Below are 18773 nucleotides of genomic sequence, written 5' to 3' on the forward strand. Positions count from 1 at the left end.
ACGCGCGCCCGGAGCAGCGTGCGAGCGCAGTCGCTGAACGAGACCCGCCCGACGTGGCGGCAATATGGCCTGGAGCGCCGATGAGTGTGTTTCCCGCGTACGACGCGCAGGTTGCCCGCGCAACCGCGGTCGAGCCTGCAACCGTGGCGGCGACCGATGAAAAGATTTTCGCGAGCGTGGCGTCATCGATCGACGCATTGCTGCGCGAGGCCGCCGCGATGGGCTGCCCGCAGCAATGGGCGTGGTATCGCGCGGGCGAGCAGTTGCATCTCGAGCGGCGCGGCGATGCAGCGCTTCCCGATGCGCAGGAATGGCCGCATGGCATCGCCGAGGAACGCCTGACGGAGGTGTGCATCGATAACGGCTGGCACTGCTGGCCGACCGGACGCGGCGAGAGCGTGCTCGGCTGGCTGCTCGCGCCGGTCACGCATCGCGACGACGCGCATCTCGCCGAACTCGCGCGCACGCTCGGCGAGCGCGTGCAGGCCGATGCCCTCGCACGCGCGCAACTCACGCAGCGCGTGCTTTATGAAATCGCCTATCTGGCGAGTTCCGTGCCCGAGCGCGCCGATTTTCTGCGCGGCGTGCATGAACGGCTCGGCACGCTCATCGACGCGGAGAACTTCTATCTCGCACTCTACGATCGCAAGACGGGCAAGATCACGTATCCGTATTATGTCGACGTCATCGATACCGACGTCGTCGCGGCCGAAAACTACGACATCCTGAATCCGGAACGTCTTTCGATGACGGGTCGCGTGCTCACGAGCGCGCAGCCACTTTTCATCACCGCCGGGGATATTTGCACGGCGGAGCGCGCGGGCCATTTCTATTGCATCGGCGACCGCCCCGAGTTCTGGATGGGCGCGCCGCTCAAGAATGCGAGCGACGAGGTATTCGGCATGCTCGCGATGCAGGTCTATGACGTATCGCGCATTTATACCGTCGAGGACCGCGCGCTCTTTCTGGTCGTCGCACGACATGTGGCGATGGCGCTCGACCGCATCCTGCATCGCGCCGATCTCGAAGAGCAGGTCGCGCACCGCACGTCCGAACTGTCGAAGCTCAACGCGGCGCTGCGCCACGGCATCGCCGAGCGCGAACGATCCGAGCATCTGCAAGCTGCGCTCTACCAGATCGCAGAATTGTCGAGCCGTCCCGGCGACATGATGGAGTTCTTGCGCAGCCTGCATGGGATCGTCGGCGAATTGCTTTACGCGCGCAATTTTTATATCGCACTCATCGAACCGGAAACGGACGAAGTGTCGTTCCCGTATTACGTCGATGAAATCGTGCAGGAGCGCCCCGCGCCGCGACGCGGACAACGCGGCCTCACCGAATATGTGATCCGCGAGCGGCGCGCGCGGCTGATCGATCATGCGGAGGCGCTGCGTCTCATCGAAGAAGGCGCGTTCGAGATCGAGCATAGCGAAGTGCGTCTGCGATCGTGGCTCGGCATTCCGCTCTTCGATGGCGATGTCGTGCGCGGCGTGCTCGCCGTGCAAAGCTATTCGCCGCTCGTGCGCTATTCGCTGCGCGATCAGGAACTGCTCACCTTCGTGTCGCGGCATATCGATACGGCGCTTTCGCGTCGGCGCGATGCCGAAGCGCTGCATGCCGCGAACCTCGAACTCGAAGCGCGGGTCCAGGCGCGCACGCGCGAACTCGACGATGTCAACGCACGCCTGCTTTATGAGAACTCGCACGATTCATTGACGGGCTTGCCGAATCGAAGCCATCTGATGCACAAGCTGCGCTGCGCATGGCAGGACTATCAGACGCGCGGCGACCAACTCTCGGTGATGTTCATCGACCTCGACCGATTCAAGGTCGTGAACGACAGCCTCGGCCATCACTTCGGCGACATGCTGCTGGTTCAGGCCGCGGCGCGCTTGCGCGATTGCCTGCGTTCGACGGATCTGCTCGCGCGCCTCGGCGGGGACGAATTCGCCGTGCTCTCCCCGGATGCACACGTTCGCGATGCGGTATCGATCGCCAAGCGCATTCTGGCCGCGTTCGATCTGCCGTTTCACATCGAAGAGCATGTCGTGTTTTCGTCGTGCAGCATTGGCATCGTGAGCGCGGACAGCCAGTTCCATACCGAGCCCGCCGACCTGTTGCGCGACGCCGATACCGCGATGTATCGCGTGAAAAATGCGGGACGCGACAGCTTCGTCGTGTTCAATCAGGAACTGCGACGTCAGGTGTCGGACCAGGTGGAACGTGAGGGCGCATTGCGCAATGCGATCAAGCGCGATGACGAACTGCTGCCTTATTTCCAGCCTATCGTCGACGTAAAGAGCGGTGAGATCGTCGCGCTCGAAGCGTTGATCCGCTGGCATCAACCCGATGGCCATATCGTCGGGCCGGGTGAATTTCTTCCTTCGGTCGAAGGCTTGAGGCTCATCGGCAGACTCGATCTATACATGCTCGAACGCGTTGCCGCGATTCTCTCGAATGCGCGCTTCGCGCACTGGCCGCCGGTGCATGTGAACTGCTCCAGCTATAGCATGACGCGCCCCGAATTCGCCGATGACGTTCTGGCGCTATTGCGTCGCTATCGCGTCTCGCCGTCGCGCGTGTGCCTCGAGCTTACCGAAGGCGCGCTCGTGGCCGAGCCCGATCTCGCGCGGCGCACCATGCAGCGACTGGCCGACAACGGCATGTCTGTCGTGCTCGACGATTTCGGCGCGGGTTTTTCGTCGCTCAGTTATGTGCATCAATACCAGTTCACCGGCCTCAAGATCGACAAGTCGTTCATTCTCGAACTGACCGAAAGCCCGCGCAGCCGTGCGATCGTGCGCGCGATCGTGCGCATGGCGGAATCGCTCGATCTGACGCTCGTCGCGGAAGGCGTCGAAGATGCGGCGACGCTCGCCGTGTTGCGCGACATGGGCGCGGCGCAGGCGCAGGGCTATTTCTTCGACAAGCCGCTGCCGCTCGACGCGCTCACACGCACCGCGCTCGCTCCGCGCGCGACGACGGCAAGCGCGGCACTGTAGCCGCGTGCATCAAGGCATGCCGCCCAGCGACGGTGAAATGATGCTGCCCGGCTCGCCCTTCGGCGCACCGCTCTCATCGGCCACGGCGCGTGTCGACACCGGCGCGTGGTTCTTCGCGCAGGTCTCGACCGAGTCGCTGCCGAGGCATTGCTGAAAGCCATCGGCAGTTACCTTGGTGTCGAAGCTATAGATGATCTCGCCGACCTTGACTTCGGTGTCGGAGATGCGGTCTGCTGCAATAGCCATGTTATGTCTCGCCTCGATTTCGGTAGGAACGTATCGACAATTCAGCATCAACCGATCCCGGTGACGGGTACGCGCGTTGCTGAATCGTCAGGGTTATCGTCGAATCGAAAAGGAGGCGGAAATGGCACAGCATCCCGCGCATTCGCAGAATCACCGGCATCCGGATGAGCCGCGCCCGGAAGAAATCGCGCGCGTGCTGAAGGGCGCCGACTATCCGATGGGCAAAGAAAAACTTCTGACGCTCGCGAAAAGCAATGGCGCGGACGGCGAGGTCTTGGCCGTGCTCAACAAAATGACCGATCGCAATTTCGACAGCGAAGATGCGGTGCTGCGCGAAGCCACGCGCGTCGAGTAACAGCGACATAACTTTCGCTTATTCCGCAATGCGGCATTCAATCCTGCCGCCCCACGCTTTCGATCTTTCCGCAAGGCACGTGTTTGACGAGGAAAATGTAATGACCGAAAAACCCGCAGCTCCCGATACGCACGACAAGCCGCGTGCGCCCGGAGGCAATAATCTGAGCAATATCGACCCTGCTGAAGCAGACCGGGTCATCCCTCGGCCGGGCGAGGCAATGGAACCCGACCCGGTCCATGATCCTGACAAGATCGGCACGACACCTGACGATTCGGGAAATCGCCCGAGACCGCTATAAAAAATTTAAATGAACGCCGGTGCAATTTCCAATCGTGTCGTACCTGTTCTCGCGCTAGCATCTAAAGTGCGTCGATTTGGGATGCGCGGCTTTGCACGGCGCCTGCAGCAGAAGAACCGCGCAATGGCCCGGCATCCGTCTGGCCAATCATTGCACAAGGAGGCTCTATGAAGTGGGAAACCCCGAGTTTCACGGATATGCGCTTCGGCTTTGAAATCACGATGTATATCGCGACGCGCTAATCGGAAATGACAAAACGGCCACCTGAGTGGCCGTTTTGTTTTATGGGCGCGTCGAATCGATGCGTCAATCTTTGCCCGGCGTCCTGGATTGTTCGTTCGCGGGATCGGGAAGATCTGCGTTCTGTGCGTCAAGCCCGCCCTTTCCTGCAATTTCCGGCTCATTGCCCGATCCATAAGGCACTTCCGCCGTCTGATGCGGATGCTGATCGAGCCGACGGTTCTCCGGTTCGATCTCCGCTGCATTCGGGTGAGGCGCGGAATGCGGTTGCTGATGGCGTTTCTCTTCGCTCTCGCTCATCGTGAATCTCCTTTCGATGGGGCACCGAAGATTACTCAGCAACGCACGTTCCTTCAGACTCGCAAAAAGGGCCCGCAATGCTTCGCGAGCCTCTGCCGACACAACTACCCATACCGCTACTCAAGAGAATCAGATCGCTTGCGTAGCGAGTGCCGAGCCGACAACTTCGTTCGCCACCGCATCCACGGCCTGCTTCACGATGCCGACGATTTCGTCCGCTTCTTCACGCGTCGTGACGAGCGGCGGCGCGAAGCCGAGGATATCGCCATGCGGCATGGCGCGCGCGATCACGCCGCGTTCGAGTGCTGCCGCCGATACCTTCGGGCCGACCTTCAGCGCGGCGTCGAACGGCGTACGCGCGTCCTTGTCGGCCATGAATTCGAGCGCCGCGAGCATGCCTGCCCCGCGCACTTCGCCGACGAGCGGATGCGAATCGAAAGCCGTGTGCAATTGCTGCTGGAAATACGCGCCGACATCGGCGGCATTCTGCGTCAGGTTTTCGCGCTCGAGAAGTTCGAGGTTCGCGATAGCAGCAGCCGCGCAAATGGGATGCCCCGAATACGTCCAGCCGTGTCCCATCGGACCATGTTCCCGCGAGCCCTTCTCGATCACGTCCCACACCTTCTCGCCGACGATCACGCCCGACAGCGGCGCATAGGCGCTCGTCAGGCCCTTCGCGACCGTGATGAGATCGGGCTTGATGCCGAAGTGCTGCGCGCCCATTTTCGAGCCGAGACGGCCGAAGCCGCACACGACTTCATCGGAGATCAGAAGAATGTCGTGCTTCCGCAGAACATCCTGGATAGCTTCCCAATAACCTTGCGGCGGCGCGATGATACCGCCCGTGCCCATGACCGGTTCGGCGATGAATGCAGCGATCGTATCCGCGCCTTCTTTCGCAATCAGCTTTTCGAGTTCATCGACGCAATACGCGGTGAATTGCGCTTCGCTCATGCCGGCGGGCGCCTTGCGATACCAGTGCGGACACACCGTGTGCTTTACGCGGTCGATCGGCAGATCGAAGTTCTGATGAAAGCTCGGCAGGCCCGTGAGACTGCCCGTCACGATGCCCGAACCGTGATAACCGCGCTCGCGCGAGATGATCTTCTTCTTGTTCGGACGGCCGAGAACATTGTTGTAATACCAGACGATCTTGATCTGCGTTTCGTTCGCATCCGATCCCGACATGCCGTAATACACCTTCTTCATGCCCTCGGGCGACCAGTCGATGATGCGCGACGACAGCTCGATGATCGTATCGGTCGAGTGACCGACATACGTGTGGTAATACGCGAGCTTCTTCGCCTGCTCATAGATTGCGTCGGCTACTTCGGTGCGGCCATAGCCGATGTTCACGCAATAGAGGCCCGCGAATGCGTCGATATAACTTTTACCTTGATGATCCTGAATGCGGATGCCCTTCGCGCCCGTGACGATCTTGCCGGGCAGCGCGCCGCTCGCGTGATCGTGTGCATGCGTGGACGGATGCATGAAGTGCGCGCGGTCTTCGGCGAACAGTTGCTCGAGCGATTGATTCTGCTGGGTCATGTGCTTCTCCTTGATATGCGGTACTGCGTGTCTCTGAGGATAGGTCTTCAGGCCGCGCTCGTGAGCGGCAGGCCGAGATTGCCGAGGCAAAAGTATTTCGTTTCGACGAAGGGCTCGAAGCCTTCCGCGCCGCCTTCGCGTCCGAGGCCCGATGCCTTCATGCCGCCGAACGGAATCGGCGCGCCGGTGAACTTCACGCCGTTGACCGACACCATCGCGAAATCGAGTCGGCGCACGAGCTGGAAGATCGTGTCGATGCGCGTCGCACAGACGTAGGCGGCGAGGCCGTATTCGGTGTCGTTGGCGCGCGTCACGGCTTCGTCGAGCGTATCGAACGGCGAGATCGCGGAGATCGGCGCGAAGTTCTCTTCGTCGTAGATACGCATGCCCGGTCTGGCATCGGCGACGACGGTCGGTTCATAAAACCAGCCACCGAGCGCATGAGCTTTGCCGCCGACGGTGATGCGCGCGCCTTGCGCCTTTGCATCCTCGACACGAGCGACGGTCGCATCGAATGCGGCCTGATGCATGAGCGGACCGACATCGACATCTGCTTCGAAGGCCGTCCCTACTTTCAGCGCTTTCACTGCTTCCGTGTAGCGTTCGACGAACCGTTCATAAAGCGGACGCGCGACGAGAATGCGGTTCGCAGCGCAGCAATCCTGCCCCGAGGTTTGAAACTTCGCGCCCACTGCAACGCGCACGGCCTGTTCCAGGTCCGCGTCTTCCGTCACGATGAAAGGCGCGTTGCCGCCCAGTTCCAATGCGAGCTTCTTGATGCCCGCCTGCGCTGCCGTCTTCGCAACGAGACCGCCGACGCGCGTCGACCCCGTGAAGCTCACGGCGCGCACGCGCGTATCGCTGACGAGCGTTTCCATCGCCATTTGTGGCTCGCCGATCACGACGTTGAACACGCCCGGCGGAAAGCCTGCTTCTTCGGCGAGTTGTGCGAGTGCGATCGCGGAGAACGGCGTTTCGTGCGCGGGCTTCACGACGACGGTGCAGCCCGCGGCAATCGCGGCGGCGGCCTTGCGCGTGATCATCGCGACGGGGAAATTCCACGGCGTGATCAATGCCGCGACGCCGACCGGTTCCATCACGGTGCCGAGATGCGCGCCATCGATATGCGTCGGAATGGTGCGGCCCGCCAGGCGTTTCGCTTCGTTCGCGAACCATTCGACGAAGCTCGCCGCATAGGCGATTTCGCCTTTGGATTCCGCGAGCGGCTTGCCTTGCTCGAGCGACAAAATGCCGGCAAGGTCCGATTGATGACGCATGATGAGTTCATGCAAGCGCAGGAGCAGCGCACTGCGCTTTTGCTGCGGCATCCAGCGCCATGACTGGAATGCGCGATCGGCGGCATCGATGGTGGCGACGATTTGCGCCTGATCGAGCATCGGGACATGGCCGATGACGTTCTGATCGGCGGGATTGGTTACTGCAATCGATGCGGCGCTGTCGCTGTGAATCCAGCGGCCGTCGACATAACAGAGGGATTTGAATAGAACGGGATGGCCCAGCAGCATGTTCGTCTCCTTGCTCAAAGCGTGCTTGATTTGCATGGTTCGATGGGTCCACTTTAAGGGCGTTGCCGCGATGGAGTTTTTTGTTATTGCCCTCGGGCGGTTGGTGTTTTTTCTGTTTTTTCTGTGCTTCTTTTTGCGTTTTTTTTGGGCTTCCCCGAGCCGACACAAATACGGGATCCGGCAACCAAAAAATAACTAAACCACATCGTCAACCCAATCCGGCGGCCCTTCCGTACTATTCTTCACGACTTTCGTAACGATATAAGTGAAGTACCGCTCGATACCCAACTCTTCGACGAGCAAAGAATCGATGAACCGCTGATAGTGATCGATATCCCGCGACACGACGTGCAGCACGTAATCCACGCCGCCGCCGGTGGCATAACACTGCACGATCTCGGAAGCCGCCGCGACGCGCTCCTCGAAGCGCCGCATATCTTGCGCGGTATGACGCGAAAGCGTCACCTCAACGACAATACGGCTGCCCTTGAAAGCAGCCGTCCAGTCGATATCCGCGCGATAGCCCTTGATAAGCCCGCTGTCTTCGAGTTTCTTCACACGCTCCCACGCGGGCGAGATCGACAAATTGACCTCTTCCGAAAGGCGCGATTTCGTTATGCGGCCATCCCGCGCAAGAATGCGCAGAATGGCCAGATCGTAGCGGTCGAGCTTGATCAACTTACACGCTCACGGCAATGTTGCGTTCGACGATATCCGCGACCACGGCCACGGTGTCGCCCATCTGCACGAGGCCCGGAAAATGCCGCGCCGCAAGCAGTCCGTCACGCTTCGCGCGATATTCAACCGGCGTCGCGCCCGTGCGCGTAACGTCATACACGCGCGCAAGCACATCGCCCGCTCTCACCATGTCGCCGAGATCGCGGCACATTTCGAGCAGGCCCGTATGCTCGCTCGTCGTGTAGCAGGAACCATCCGGCATGTCGAGCAACGTCGTCGTGCGCGCTTCGCCGCGAACCATCTCCTTCTCGATGATGCCCGCATACGCGAGAAAGCCGTACACGCCGCGCTCCGCCACCGCGACGCTCTTCGCCGTCGACGAACCGCCACCGCCCAGTTCCGTCGAGACGAACACCTTGCCCGCTTCCTCGGCCGCGCTGTCATACAGACCGATGCTGTCGAGTTCGAGCATCCGCATCGAATACGGCGCGCCGAATGCACGCATCGCGGCTTCGCAACGCGACTGCTGCGTCCCGTCGTTCAATACATGAATGGCCGCAAACGGCAGAAAATCGAGCGTGCGGCCGCCCGCGTGGATATCGAGCACGTAATCGGCGAGCGGCAACAGATGACGCTGAAAGTAATCCGCGATCTTTTCCGTCACCGTGCCGTCGGGCTTGCCCGGAAAGCTGCGATTCAGATTGCCCGCGTCGATCGGCGAAGTGCGCGAACCCGCGCGAAACGCCGGATAGTTCATGAACGGCACGATGATCACGCGGCCGTTCACGTCGCTTGCCGTCAATGTCGATGCGAGCTTCGCCAGCGCGATCGGCCCTTCGTATTCGTCGCCGTGATTGCCGCCCGTGAGCAGCGCGGTCGGTCCGTCGCCGCGCTTGATCACGGTGACGGGAATCATCACGGCGCCCCACGCGGAATCGTTGCGCGAATACGGCAGCTTCAGAAAGCCGTGCTGTTCGCCCTCTGCATCGAAGTCGACGGTCGGGCTGATCGGTGACGCGCGCATCGTGCTACTCCTTCACGAACAATTTGCGAGGCGTGTTGCAGAAGGTCTCGACGCCGGTGTCCGTAATCAGGATGCTCTCCGTGATTTCGAGGCCCCAGTCGTCGAGCCACAGCCCCGGCATGAAGTGGAACGTCATGCCGGGTTCGAGGACGGTCTGGTCCCCGGGACGCAGGCTCATCGTGCGCTCGCCCCAGTCCGGCGGATAGCTCGCGCCGATCGGATAACCGCAACGGCTATCCTTCTCGATGCCGAACTTGCGCAACACCGCGAAGAATGCATTGGCGACGTCCTCGGTCTTGTTGCCCGGCTTCGCCATCGCGAGACCCGCCTCGATGCCTTCGACGACCGCCTTCTCGCCTTCGATGAAATGCTGCGGCGGGCGGCCGAGATACACCGTGCGCGAGAGCGGGCAGTGATAGCGCTTGAAGCATCCGGCGATTTCGAAGAACGTGCCCGCATTCGCCGTGAACGTCGAGTCGTCCCATGTGAGATGCGGCGCGGCGGCGTCGGAACCCGTCGGCAATAGCGGCACAATCGCGGGATAGTCGCCGCCATAACCTTCGACGCCCGTGATGCCCGCTTCGTAAATCTGCGCGACGAGATCGCTCTTCTTCATGCCCGGCTCGACCGTGTCGAGAATGCGCGCATGCATCTTCTCGACGATGCGCGCCGCGACGCGCATGTACTCGATCTCGCGCTTCGACTTCACTGCGCGCTGCCAGTTGACGAGCGCGGTCGCATCGACGAACTTCGCGTTCGGCAGATGCTGCGTCAGCGACGCATACGCCTTCGCGCTGAAGTAATAGTTGTCCATCTCCACGCCGATGCGCAACGTGTCCCAGCCACGCGCGGCAATTACTTCGGATGACAGATAATCCATCGGATGGCGCACCTGCGACTGCACATAGTGATCCGGGTAGCCGACGATATCGTCGTGCGACATGAACACCGTGCGCTTCGCGCCGTTCGCGTCCTGGCCGCGGCCGTACCAGACCGGATCGCCGTGCATCGCGAGCAGCACGCATTGATGCACGTAGAACGACCAGCCGTCGTAACCGGTGAGCCACGCCATGTTGGTCGGGTCGGTCACGATCATCAGATCGATGCCCGCTTTCTCCATCGCGCGCCGTGTCTTCGCGATCCGCGCGTCGTACTCGCTGCGTTCGAACGGCAGGCGTACCACGGGCGCCCCTCGTTCATCCAGCTTCTTCTGTTGCGTGATTTCGGACATCGTCCCCTCTATCAAGCGGTCACATCGTTGTGGAAAATGGTTCCTGCCTGTGCCGCGCGCGCTCGCTGAATGGCGAGCGTCGCGATCGCGGTGTCTTGCGCGCCGGTGCCGGTCAGATCGCAGACGGTGATCTCGTCATCGCTCATACGGCCTTGAGCCTGTTGCGCGATGACTTCGCCAAGCTCGGCAAAAGATGCATCAGCATCCGTCACGCCCGCTTCGATCGCATGATGCAGCTCGCCGAACACGCGCACTTGCTGAAGGCGGTCGCACACATAGCGCGCTTTGGCGAACACGTCCGGAGCGATTTCATTCTTGTGCTCCGCATCCGATCCCATCGCGGTGATATGCAAGCCCGGATGCAGATCGCGTGCGTGTATCAGTGGCTCGCGGCTCGGCGTCGTCGTGATGGCGATATCGGCGTGCTTCAACGCCTGGTTCACGCTGTCGGCGACATCGCACGGCAAGTCTTCGCAGTCACGCGCGAACTGCTGCGCGCTCTTCGGATCGCGCGCCCATATGGTCACATGCCCGATGTCGCGCACGAGCCGCAACGCCTTCAATTGCAGACGCGCCTGCTCGCCCGCGCCGATAATCGCGACGCGCTTCGCATCCTTGCGCGCGAGCCAGCGCGATGCAACCGCGCCCGCCGCAGCGGTACGCACGGCGGTGAGATAACCGTTGTCGAGCAACACGGCTTCCGTGAGACCGGTGCGCGCGGACAGCACGAGCATCAGGCCATTGAGGCTCGGAAGTCCGAGCGACGGATTGTTGAAGAAGCCAGGGCTCACCTTGATCGCGAAGCTCGGAAAGCGCGGCAAATAAGCGGTTTTCACGTCGACTTCGCCGGCGTGCTCGGGAATGTCGAGACGCAGGATCGGCGGCATTGCGACGGCTTCGGTCGCGAGCGACTTGAACGCGGCTTCGACTTGCTCGATCGCGTCGAGGTCAAGCGGCACGAGCTTGCGCAATTGCGCCTGCCCGAGCAGCACGGTGGAGGTATCGATGTTGGACATGGGTTCAGGCCGCTCCGATGAGTCGACGATGCGTTGCGATATCGATGTTGCTGCCGCTCACGACGATGACGATCGGTCCGTTCGCGGCTCCAATCGCGCCGTCGAGCAAAGCCGCGATGCCGACCGCCGCCGCGCCTTCTACAACGAGCCGCTCTTCGCGATACGCGTGCACGATGCCGCGCGCGATCGACACTTCATCGAGCAGCACGACATCGTCGATGAGATCGCGCGTCATCGCGAACGTATGTCTGTTATCGAGGCCGATGCCGCCGCCGAGCGAATCGGCGAGTGTTTCGAGTTCATCGACGAACACCGGCTTGCCTGCCGCGAGACTCGCATGCATCGCAGCGCCGCGTTCCATCGACACGCCGATCATCTTCACGTCGGCACGAATGCTTTTCGCCGCGAACGCGACGCCGCTGAATAGCCCGCCGCCCGACAAGGGCACGACGATGCTCGCCGCACCGGGCAGCGCTTCGAGAATTTCAAGGCCAATGGTGGCTTGCCCCGCGATCACGCGTTCATCGTCGAAGGGCGGCACGAATGCATAGCCTTCTTCGCGCACGAGACGTTGCGCTTCGACCTGTGCATCGTCCTGACTCTTGCCGACGATGACGACACGCGCGCCGAGCGCGGCCACCGCATCGACCTTGTTCTTCGGCACGAGCGACGACATGCACACTGCAGCTTCGATGCCGAGCGCGCGTGCCGCGTGTGCAACCGCGCGGCCATGATTGCCCGTCGATGCGGTGACGACACGCTTGCAGCCTTGCTCCGCGATCTGTGCGAGCGCATTGGTCGCGCCGCGCAGTTTGAAGCTGCCCGTAGGTTGCAGCGTTTCGAGTTTCAGATGAACGGGCACGCCCGCGATGCGCGAGAGCGACAGCGAATGAACCAGCGGCGTGACGAGCGCGCGGCCTTCGATGCGCTGGCGGGCGCGGTAGACATCGGCGAGCGTGAGTGCGGACATGTGCGCCTGAATTGCGTTTGAGCTAACCATGCAACTCAGTCTAATGTCCTAAAAAATCGTTTTCGATTGTCCTAGTTCATTTAGTTGAAGTCATGCACATGCGGGTACTGACCGAAGACTTCGCGCATCGTTTCGACCGCGCTGCGAAACGTGCTTTCGCCGACTTCCGCGCCCACGCATAGCCGCACCGCATTGGGCCGGTCCGCGCCGCGCACGAGAAACGGATCCGGCGACGTCACGGCGATATTGCGATTGCGCAATTCACGCGTGATGCGCTCCGCTTCCCATTCGTCGGGCACACGCAGCCATACCGAAAGCGCGTTCGGATGACTGCCGAGCACGTATTCGCCGAGCACTTCGCGCACGACGCCCTGGCGTGCCGCGAGCCGCTCGCGCTGAATCTCCACGAGACGTTGCGCCGTGCCATCCGTGATCCAGCGCGCGGTGACTTCCGCGATGGGCGAGGTCGCCATCCAGCAACTGACGCGCAGCACGCTTTCCGCACGCAACGCAAGACGCCGCGGCACCGTCATGAAGCCCGTGCGCAAGCCGCTCAATACGGACTTGGTCATGCTCGTGCAGTAGAAAGCGAGTTCCGGAATGAGGCTCGCGATAGGCGTCTGCGTTTTCGCGGGCAACGCGCCATAGACATCGTCCTCGATCACATAGACGCCATAGCGTTCCGCGATGCGCGCAATCGCGCGGCGGCGGGAGTCGGGCATCATCGCGACCGTGGGATTGTTCAGCGTCGGCGTGCAGACGAGCGCGCTCACGCGTTCGCTGTCGCAGACTTCCTCGAAGTGCTCAGGGCGAATGCCGTGCTCGTCGATCTCAAGACCTTTGAGCGTAAACCCCAACACGTTCGCCGATCCGATTACGCCGTGATCGGTGAGGCTTTCGCACAGCACCGTATCGCCCGGCCCGACGATGCTCGCCAGCGCAAGGAAGATGCTATGCGCGACGCCGTTGGTGACGAGCAGCGTCTCGACCTTCGCGGGCATGTTGAGCGAAGCGAGCCATTCGACGCCCGCCTGTCGATGACTGTCGAAGCCCGCAATCGGCCGGAACGCACGTATCCACGGCTGATCGTCGATGGTCGAAAGCGTCGCGCAGACCTTGCGCCACATCGCGTCATGCTCGGGCGTATGGACGATGCGCGCGATCGAAAAATCGACGACCGAGCGCTCGGCGGTGTCGAGCATGTAATTGGACATCGTTTCGGTCACGCGCGCGCTGACGAAGCTCCCGCGTCCGACCTCGCATCGAATCAGCCCTTGCCGTTCGAGTTCCTTGTAGGCATTGGTGACGGTCTGCACGCTGATCGCGAGATCGGCGGCGACTTCGCGTTGCGGCGGCAACCGTTCGCCCGATGCGAGCGCGCCGCTTTCTATATCGGCGGCCATCGCCTTGACGAGCCGCTTGTACTTCGACTGCACGCCCTGCACGGTACGCACGGCGTCGCGCCATCTTTCATTCACTTGCTGTTCCTCGCATGCCTGGTTCCATGCGCAATAGTGGCCCAAAAGCGCGCGCGAAAATAATTGTCCTAGAGCAATCGGAACAAATATATGGCTTTGTATTCTGCGTCGGTGGCTATGCGGCGAGTGACTCCAAAGCCCCTTGGAGTAAGGGTTTTCCTCGGTCTCTCACATGCAGCGCCGCCCCACTCGACCACGCTTGAAGAACCATTACTACGGGAACGATATGAACACGAAGCGACTGTCTGGAATGCTGGCGGCGGCGTGCGTCGCGGCAGCGAGTCTTGCCGCCTATGCCACAAGCGCGAACGCGGAAACCACCTTGCAGCGCATCCAGCGCACCGGCGAGGTGCGTATCGGCTATGCGAACGAAACGCCCTTCGCCTACACGACGCCCGATGGCACCGTAACCGGCGAATCGCCCGAGATCGCGAAGAAGGTGTTCGCCAAGCTCGGCGTGAAGAAGGTCGATGCGGTGCTGACCGAATGGGGCGCATTGATTCCGGGCCTCAAAGCCGGCCGCTTCGACGTGATTGCAGCGGGCATGTACATCACGCCCGAGCGTTGCAAGCAAGTGGCGTTCGCCGATCCGCAATATCAGATTCCCGACACGCTGCTGACGATGAAGGGCAATCCGAAGAACCTGCACAGCTATGCCGATGTCGCGAAGCAGCCGGACACGAAGCTTGCTGTGATGGCAGGTACGGCGGAACTCGGTTATGCGCGCGCGGCGGGCATCAAGGACGACCAGATTCTTCAGGTTCCGGACACGACCGCGCAATTGCAGGCCGTGCGCGCGCGTCGCGCCGACGCGGCTGTCGGCACCGCATTGACGATGAAGGGCCTCGCCGAAAAAGGCGGCTCGTCGGTCGAGGCGATCAAGCAGTTCAACGACGATCCGAAGCACACAGGCTATGGCGCGCTCGCGTTCCGACCCGAAGACACCGATCTGCGCGACGCCGTCAACAAGGAGCTGCATCAGTGGCTCGGCACCGACGATCATTTGAAGACCGTCGCGCCCTTCGGCTTCGACAAGTCCAACGTGACAGCGAAGAAAGCGCCGGAACTGTGCGCCGGTTGAGCATCGATGCATCGCGACGCGCAGCTTCATCTACTAGCGAGGAACCGTCATGAGTGACCTCCGTGAGCTTCTGCCCTTGATGATGAAGGGCACGCTCGTCACGATCCAGATCGCCTTCATCAGCATCCTGCTTGCGATCGTCATGGCGGGCGTCGCGACGGCGTTGCGCGCCGCGCCATACCGTGTCGTGCGATGGATCGGCAACGTGTATGTCGAAGTGTTTCGCGGCACTTCGCTGCTCGTGCAGTTGTTCTGGCTCTTCTTCGTGCTGCCGCTGCCGCCGTTCAACGTGCAACTGACGCCCTTCACGGTCGCCATCGTCGGGCTCGGGTTGCACTACGGCGCGTATGGCTCCGAGATTCTGCGCGGCGCGCTGCGTTCGGTGCCGGGCGGACAGTACGAAGCGGCGCTCGCGCTGAACATGCCGGCCACGGCGCGGCTGCGTCGCATCGTGCTTCCGCAGGCGATGATCAACGCGCTGCCGCCCGCGACGAATCTGATGATCGAACTGTTGAAGGGCACATCGCTCGTCTCGCTGATCACGCTGTCGGATCTCACGTTCCGCGCGCGCCAGCTCGACGAAGCGACCTTCAAGACAGCGGAAATCTTCGGGCTCACGCTGCTCATCTACTTCGTGCTCGCGCAGGTGATCGTCGCCGTGATGCGGGTGTTCGAGCGGCGCGTGAGCAGTCATGTCGCGATCCGTCGCGCGAGCCGCACCTTACCGGGGGCCGCATCATGACGTCGCTGGGTCAACTCTTCGATGTGAAATACGCGCTGCATATCCTGCCGGAACTCGCGCGCGCGGCGACTTATACGATCGGCATCACGCTCGTCGGGTTCGCCATCGCGCTCGTGCTCGGCCTCGTTCTCGCCATCATGCGGCGCAGCGATTTCGCGCCGCTCGCGAAGACGACTGCGTTCTTCATCGAGTTCATACGCAGCACGCCGCTGTTGATTCAGGTGTACGTGCTCTTCTATGTCGCGCCGCTTTACGGCTTCACGATGTCGGCGTTGACGGCGGGCACGCTCGGCATCGCGGTCCATTACGCATGCTACGTGTCCGAGGTGTATCGCGCGGGACTCAACGGCGTTGCTCGCGGACAATGGGAAGCATCGTGCGCGCTGTCGCTCCGGCCGTGGCGCACCTATACCGGCGTGATTCTGCCGCAAGCGATCCGCCCGGTGATTCCCGCGCTCGGCAACTACCTTGTTGCGATGTTCAAGGACACGCCGGTGCTCTCCGCGATCACCGTCGTCGAACTGATGCAGCAGGCGAAGAACATCGGCTCCGAGACCTTTCGCTATCTCGAACCCATCACGATGACCGGAATCTTCTTTCTCATCATCAGCGTGACGTTCGCTTCGGGCGTGCGTCATATCGAACGGCGCGTGAGGCTGCCATGACCGCGACTCAATACCAGGAGCAGCAGATGAAACGGGATTTCGACCCCGCGCTCGGCCGCGCAGCCGACGCCAGCGCGAACACGCCGATGGTGCGCTTTCGCAACGTCACCAAACGCTACGGCGCGCTGACCGTGCTCGACGGCCTCGATCTCGATGTCGCGCCGAACGAGAAGGTGGCGATCATCGGCCCGAGCGGCTCGGGCAAGTCCACGCTATTGCGCGTACTGATGACGCTCGATCCGCTGACCGATGGCGTCATCGAAGTGGACGGGCAGCCGCTCACGCACGAAATGCGCGGCGGCAAGCTCGTGCCCGCATCGCCGCGGCATGTTCGTCAGGTTCGCAGCAAGATCGGCATGGTGTTTCAGAGCTTCAATCTCTTTCCACACATGACCGCGCTCGCGAATACGATCGAAGCGCCAATGAGCGTGCTCGGATTGTCGAAGAAGGAAGCGACCGAGCGCGCGCGCGAACTGCTGTCGCTCGTCGGCCTCGCGGAGAAGTGCGAGCATTACCCGTCGCAATTGTCGGGGGGACAGCAGCAGCGCGTCGCGATTGCGCGAGCGCTCGCCATGCGGCCGAAGATCATGCTGTTCGACGAAGTGACATCCGCGCTCGATCCCGAACTATGCGGCGAAGTGCTCAACGTGATTCGCCGTCTCGGCGAAGAACACAACCTGACGATGCTGATGGTCACGCACCAGATGGGCTTCGCGAAAGAGTTCGCCGATCGCGTGTGTTTCTTCTCGCAAGGCAAGATTATCGAACAGGCGCCGCCGCAGCAGTTCTTCAGCGCACCGCAGCATGAGCGCACGCGGCAGTTCCTGCGTGCGGTGACCGAGGCGCTTTGATTCGTTGCTGCGCGCGGCGCGGGTGCGGCTTACTGCGTGCTCGCCGCCAGCGGCGTATAGGTTCCCGTGAGTGCCTTGAGGAACGCGACGATCGACTCGACATCCGCTTCCGATAGCTTCGTTCCCACTTCGTACTTCGCCATGTCGCGAACCGCCTGATTCAGGTCGTTCACGTTGCCGTCGTGGAAATACGGCGCGGTCAGCGCAACGTTGCGCAGTCCCGGAACCTTGAAGCGATGCAGATCGCCCGGATCGCGTGTCACGTTCGCGCGGCCTTTGTCCGCATCCGTCAATGCAACGCCGCGCGCCGCGAAGTAATCGCCGGCGAGTCCCATCCGTTCATACGACTGGCCGCCGAGATTCGCGCCGACGTGACAGGTCGCGCAACGGTTCGCCTTGAATAGCTGATAGCCGCGCAATTCCTGCTCGTTGAGTGCGGTCTTGTCGCCGCGAAGATAGGCGTCGAAACGGCTCGGCGTGAGCAAGGTCTTTTCGAATTCGGCGATGGCGTCCGTGATGTCGTCGCCCGACCAGCCGCGTTCATACACACTCGTGAAGGCGCGCGTGAACTCCGCATCCTTGTTCAGCTTCCCGATGATCTGATCCCACGAAACCGAAGCCATCTCGACCGGATTCAGCGGCGGCCCGCCCGCCTGATCCTGCAGCGTCGCGGCACGTCCGTCCCAGAACTGCGCGTGATTCAGCGCCGCGTTGAATACGGTCGGCGCGTTCACGCCGCCGAGTTGACCGCCCACGCCGAGCGATAGCTTGCGGTTGTCGACGCCGCCGGTTCCGAGGCCATGACAGCTCGCACACGAGATCGAATTGTCAGACGACAGGCGCGGATCGTGGAACAGGCGCATGCCGAGCGCGACCTTGCGCGCATCGACGGGCAGCGATGCCGGCAATGGCTGCACCGGCTCGTTCGCGAATTCGTCGCTTACGCCGTGCGTCGCATAGTTCGCTTTGCGGACATCGGCGATCCATTCGAGCAGCATGTCGCGATCATCCTGCGTCAGGCCCGTGCTCCAGTGCACGGCGCGGAACGCAGCGGGCGGCATCGTGCCGTCTTTCACGACTGTTTCGAGCTTGGCGATATCGGCTTCAGGCGCGGGCGTGCCGTCTTCGAGAGCGTTGTACAGCGCGTCGATACGGAAATGACGCAGCCCTTTCTCGACGTCATGCTTCGATAACTGCGCGATGCCAGGCCATGTCGAATACGACGGCAATTCGGCCTTCGTCGAATGGCAGTAATAGCATGCGTTGCGGTTCAGCACGTTGCGAATGGAACCCGCTTGCGCCGACGACACCGGCCCTTCTGCGGCCTTGCTCGCATACGCCGTGTCGTGCAGATACGCATAACCCGACATGCCCAGATATCCTGCAATGACGACCCCCGCGACCGCTAACAACGACTTCTTCAACATGTTTGACATCGACTGGCTCTAGCTTTCGAATTAGTTGGCTAGCGATGCTAACGAACGCGGCCGGAATCGTGGTTGAGAGCCGTCAACGTCCT

19 protein-coding genes are annotated in these 18773 nt (G+C 61.8%); 8 read left to right on the top strand and 11 right to left on the bottom strand.

The window, feature by feature from the left end; genetic code table 11:
• Positions 1–80: 80 nt before the first annotated feature.
• Entirely contained in the window at positions 81–3002 is a 2922-nt protein-coding gene (locus QCE58_RS27385) for an EAL domain-containing protein (protein ID WP_250521735.1), read from the top strand.
• Positions 3003–3011: 9 nt separating this feature from the next.
• Here QCE58_RS27385 and QCE58_RS27390 read toward each other — a convergent pair whose 3' ends face one another.
• Positions 3012–3248 (bottom strand): hypothetical protein, encoded by a 237-nt coding sequence (locus QCE58_RS27390; protein WP_250435947.1) that lies wholly within the window; start codon positions 3246–3248, stop codon positions 3012–3014.
• A 121-nt stretch (positions 3249–3369) separates the two neighbouring features.
• Between QCE58_RS27390 and QCE58_RS27395 the strand changes: the two genes are divergently transcribed.
• The 3 genes from QCE58_RS27395 to pqqA all read left to right on the top strand — a co-directional run bounded on the left by QCE58_RS27395 (position 3370) and on the right by pqqA (position 4146).
• Complete coding sequence (locus tag QCE58_RS27395) at positions 3370–3603, top strand: DUF2795 domain-containing protein (RefSeq protein WP_008353051.1); 234 nt, start codon at positions 3370–3372, stop codon at positions 3601–3603.
• Positions 3604–3703: 100 nt separating this feature from the next.
• Positions 3704–3904, top strand: coding sequence for a hypothetical protein (locus tag QCE58_RS27400; protein ID WP_250521736.1), 201 nt, complete (start codon positions 3704–3706; stop codon positions 3902–3904).
• Positions 3905–4071: 167 nt separating this feature from the next.
• Positions 4072–4146, top strand: a complete 75-nt coding sequence (gene pqqA / locus QCE58_RS27405) for a pyrroloquinoline quinone precursor peptide PqqA (RefSeq protein WP_008353049.1) — start codon at positions 4072–4074, stop codon at positions 4144–4146.
• A 64-nt stretch (positions 4147–4210) separates the two neighbouring features.
• Here pqqA and QCE58_RS27410 read toward each other — a convergent pair whose 3' ends face one another.
• The 9 genes from QCE58_RS27410 to QCE58_RS27450 all read right to left on the bottom strand — a co-directional run bounded on the left by QCE58_RS27410 (position 4211) and on the right by QCE58_RS27450 (position 13915).
• Complete coding sequence (locus QCE58_RS27410) at positions 4211–4444, bottom strand: hypothetical protein (RefSeq protein ID WP_008353048.1); 234 nt, start codon at positions 4442–4444, stop codon at positions 4211–4213.
• 129 nt (positions 4445–4573) lie between these two features.
• Entirely contained in the window at positions 4574–5992 is a 1419-nt protein-coding gene (locus QCE58_RS27415; protein ID WP_250521737.1) for an aspartate aminotransferase family protein, read from the bottom strand.
• A gap of 47 nt (positions 5993–6039) precedes the next feature.
• Entirely contained in the window at positions 6040–7518 is a 1479-nt protein-coding gene (locus tag QCE58_RS27420; RefSeq protein WP_250521738.1) for an NAD-dependent succinate-semialdehyde dehydrogenase, read from the bottom strand.
• Between the two features lie 195 nt (positions 7519–7713).
• Complete coding sequence (locus QCE58_RS27425; protein ID WP_250521752.1) at positions 7714–8193, bottom strand: Lrp/AsnC family transcriptional regulator; 480 nt, start codon at positions 8191–8193, stop codon at positions 7714–7716.
• 4 nt (positions 8194–8197) lie between these two features.
• The gene (doeB, locus tag QCE58_RS27430) at positions 8198–9220 is read right to left on the bottom strand and encodes a N(2)-acetyl-L-2,4-diaminobutanoate deacetylase DoeB (RefSeq protein WP_250521739.1); all 1023 of its coding nucleotides are present in this window, start codon (positions 9218–9220) and stop codon (positions 8198–8200) included.
• A 4-nt stretch (positions 9221–9224) separates the two neighbouring features.
• A complete protein-coding gene (gene doeA / locus QCE58_RS27435; RefSeq protein ID WP_008353038.1) occupies positions 9225–10451 on the bottom strand; it encodes an ectoine hydrolase DoeA in 1227 nt (408 codons plus the stop codon).
• 11 nt (positions 10452–10462) lie between these two features.
• Positions 10463–11467 (bottom strand): cyclodeaminase, encoded by a 1005-nt coding sequence (locus QCE58_RS27440; protein WP_250521740.1) that lies wholly within the window; start codon positions 11465–11467, stop codon positions 10463–10465.
• 4 nt (positions 11468–11471) lie between these two features.
• On the bottom strand, positions 11472–12437 hold the full coding sequence (eutB, locus tag QCE58_RS27445) for a hydroxyectoine utilization dehydratase EutB (RefSeq protein ID WP_250521741.1): 966 nt from the start codon (positions 12435–12437) through the stop codon (positions 11472–11474).
• A gap of 80 nt (positions 12438–12517) precedes the next feature.
• Entirely contained in the window at positions 12518–13915 is a 1398-nt protein-coding gene (locus QCE58_RS27450) for a PLP-dependent aminotransferase family protein (protein WP_008353032.1), read from the bottom strand.
• A 226-nt stretch (positions 13916–14141) separates the two neighbouring features.
• Between QCE58_RS27450 and ehuB the strand changes: the two genes are divergently transcribed.
• Genes ehuB through ehuA form a run of 4 tightly spaced genes read left to right on the top strand, consistent with a single transcriptional unit; the run spans position 14142 to position 17254 of the window.
• A complete protein-coding gene (gene ehuB / locus QCE58_RS27455) occupies positions 14142–14996 on the top strand; it encodes an ectoine/hydroxyectoine ABC transporter substrate-binding protein EhuB (protein WP_175979466.1) in 855 nt (284 codons plus the stop codon).
• 49 nt (positions 14997–15045) lie between these two features.
• A complete protein-coding gene (ehuC, locus tag QCE58_RS27460; protein WP_008353030.1) occupies positions 15046–15738 on the top strand; it encodes an ectoine/hydroxyectoine ABC transporter permease subunit EhuC in 693 nt (230 codons plus the stop codon).
• A gap of 5 nt (positions 15739–15743) precedes the next feature.
• Positions 15744–16403 (top strand): ectoine/hydroxyectoine ABC transporter permease subunit EhuD, encoded by a 660-nt coding sequence (ehuD, locus tag QCE58_RS27465; RefSeq protein WP_208456975.1) that lies wholly within the window; start codon positions 15744–15746, stop codon positions 16401–16403.
• Positions 16404–16429: 26 nt separating this feature from the next.
• Positions 16430–17254: an ectoine/hydroxyectoine ABC transporter ATP-binding protein EhuA gene (ehuA, locus tag QCE58_RS27470; protein ID WP_275445878.1), complete on the top strand. Its 825-nt coding sequence runs from the start codon at positions 16430–16432 to the stop codon at positions 17252–17254.
• Positions 17255–17283: 29 nt separating this feature from the next.
• On the opposite strand, the gene QCE58_RS27475 is transcribed toward ehuA, so the two are convergent.
• The gene (locus tag QCE58_RS27475) at positions 17284–18690 is read right to left on the bottom strand and encodes a cytochrome c peroxidase (RefSeq protein WP_250521742.1); all 1407 of its coding nucleotides are present in this window, start codon (positions 18688–18690) and stop codon (positions 17284–17286) included.
• Positions 18691–18773: the final 83 nt, after the last annotated feature.

Source organism: Caballeronia sp. LZ028, from assembly GCF_031451415.1.
GTDB classification, from domain to species: Bacteria; Pseudomonadota; Gammaproteobacteria; order Burkholderiales; family Burkholderiaceae; genus Caballeronia; species Caballeronia zhejiangensis.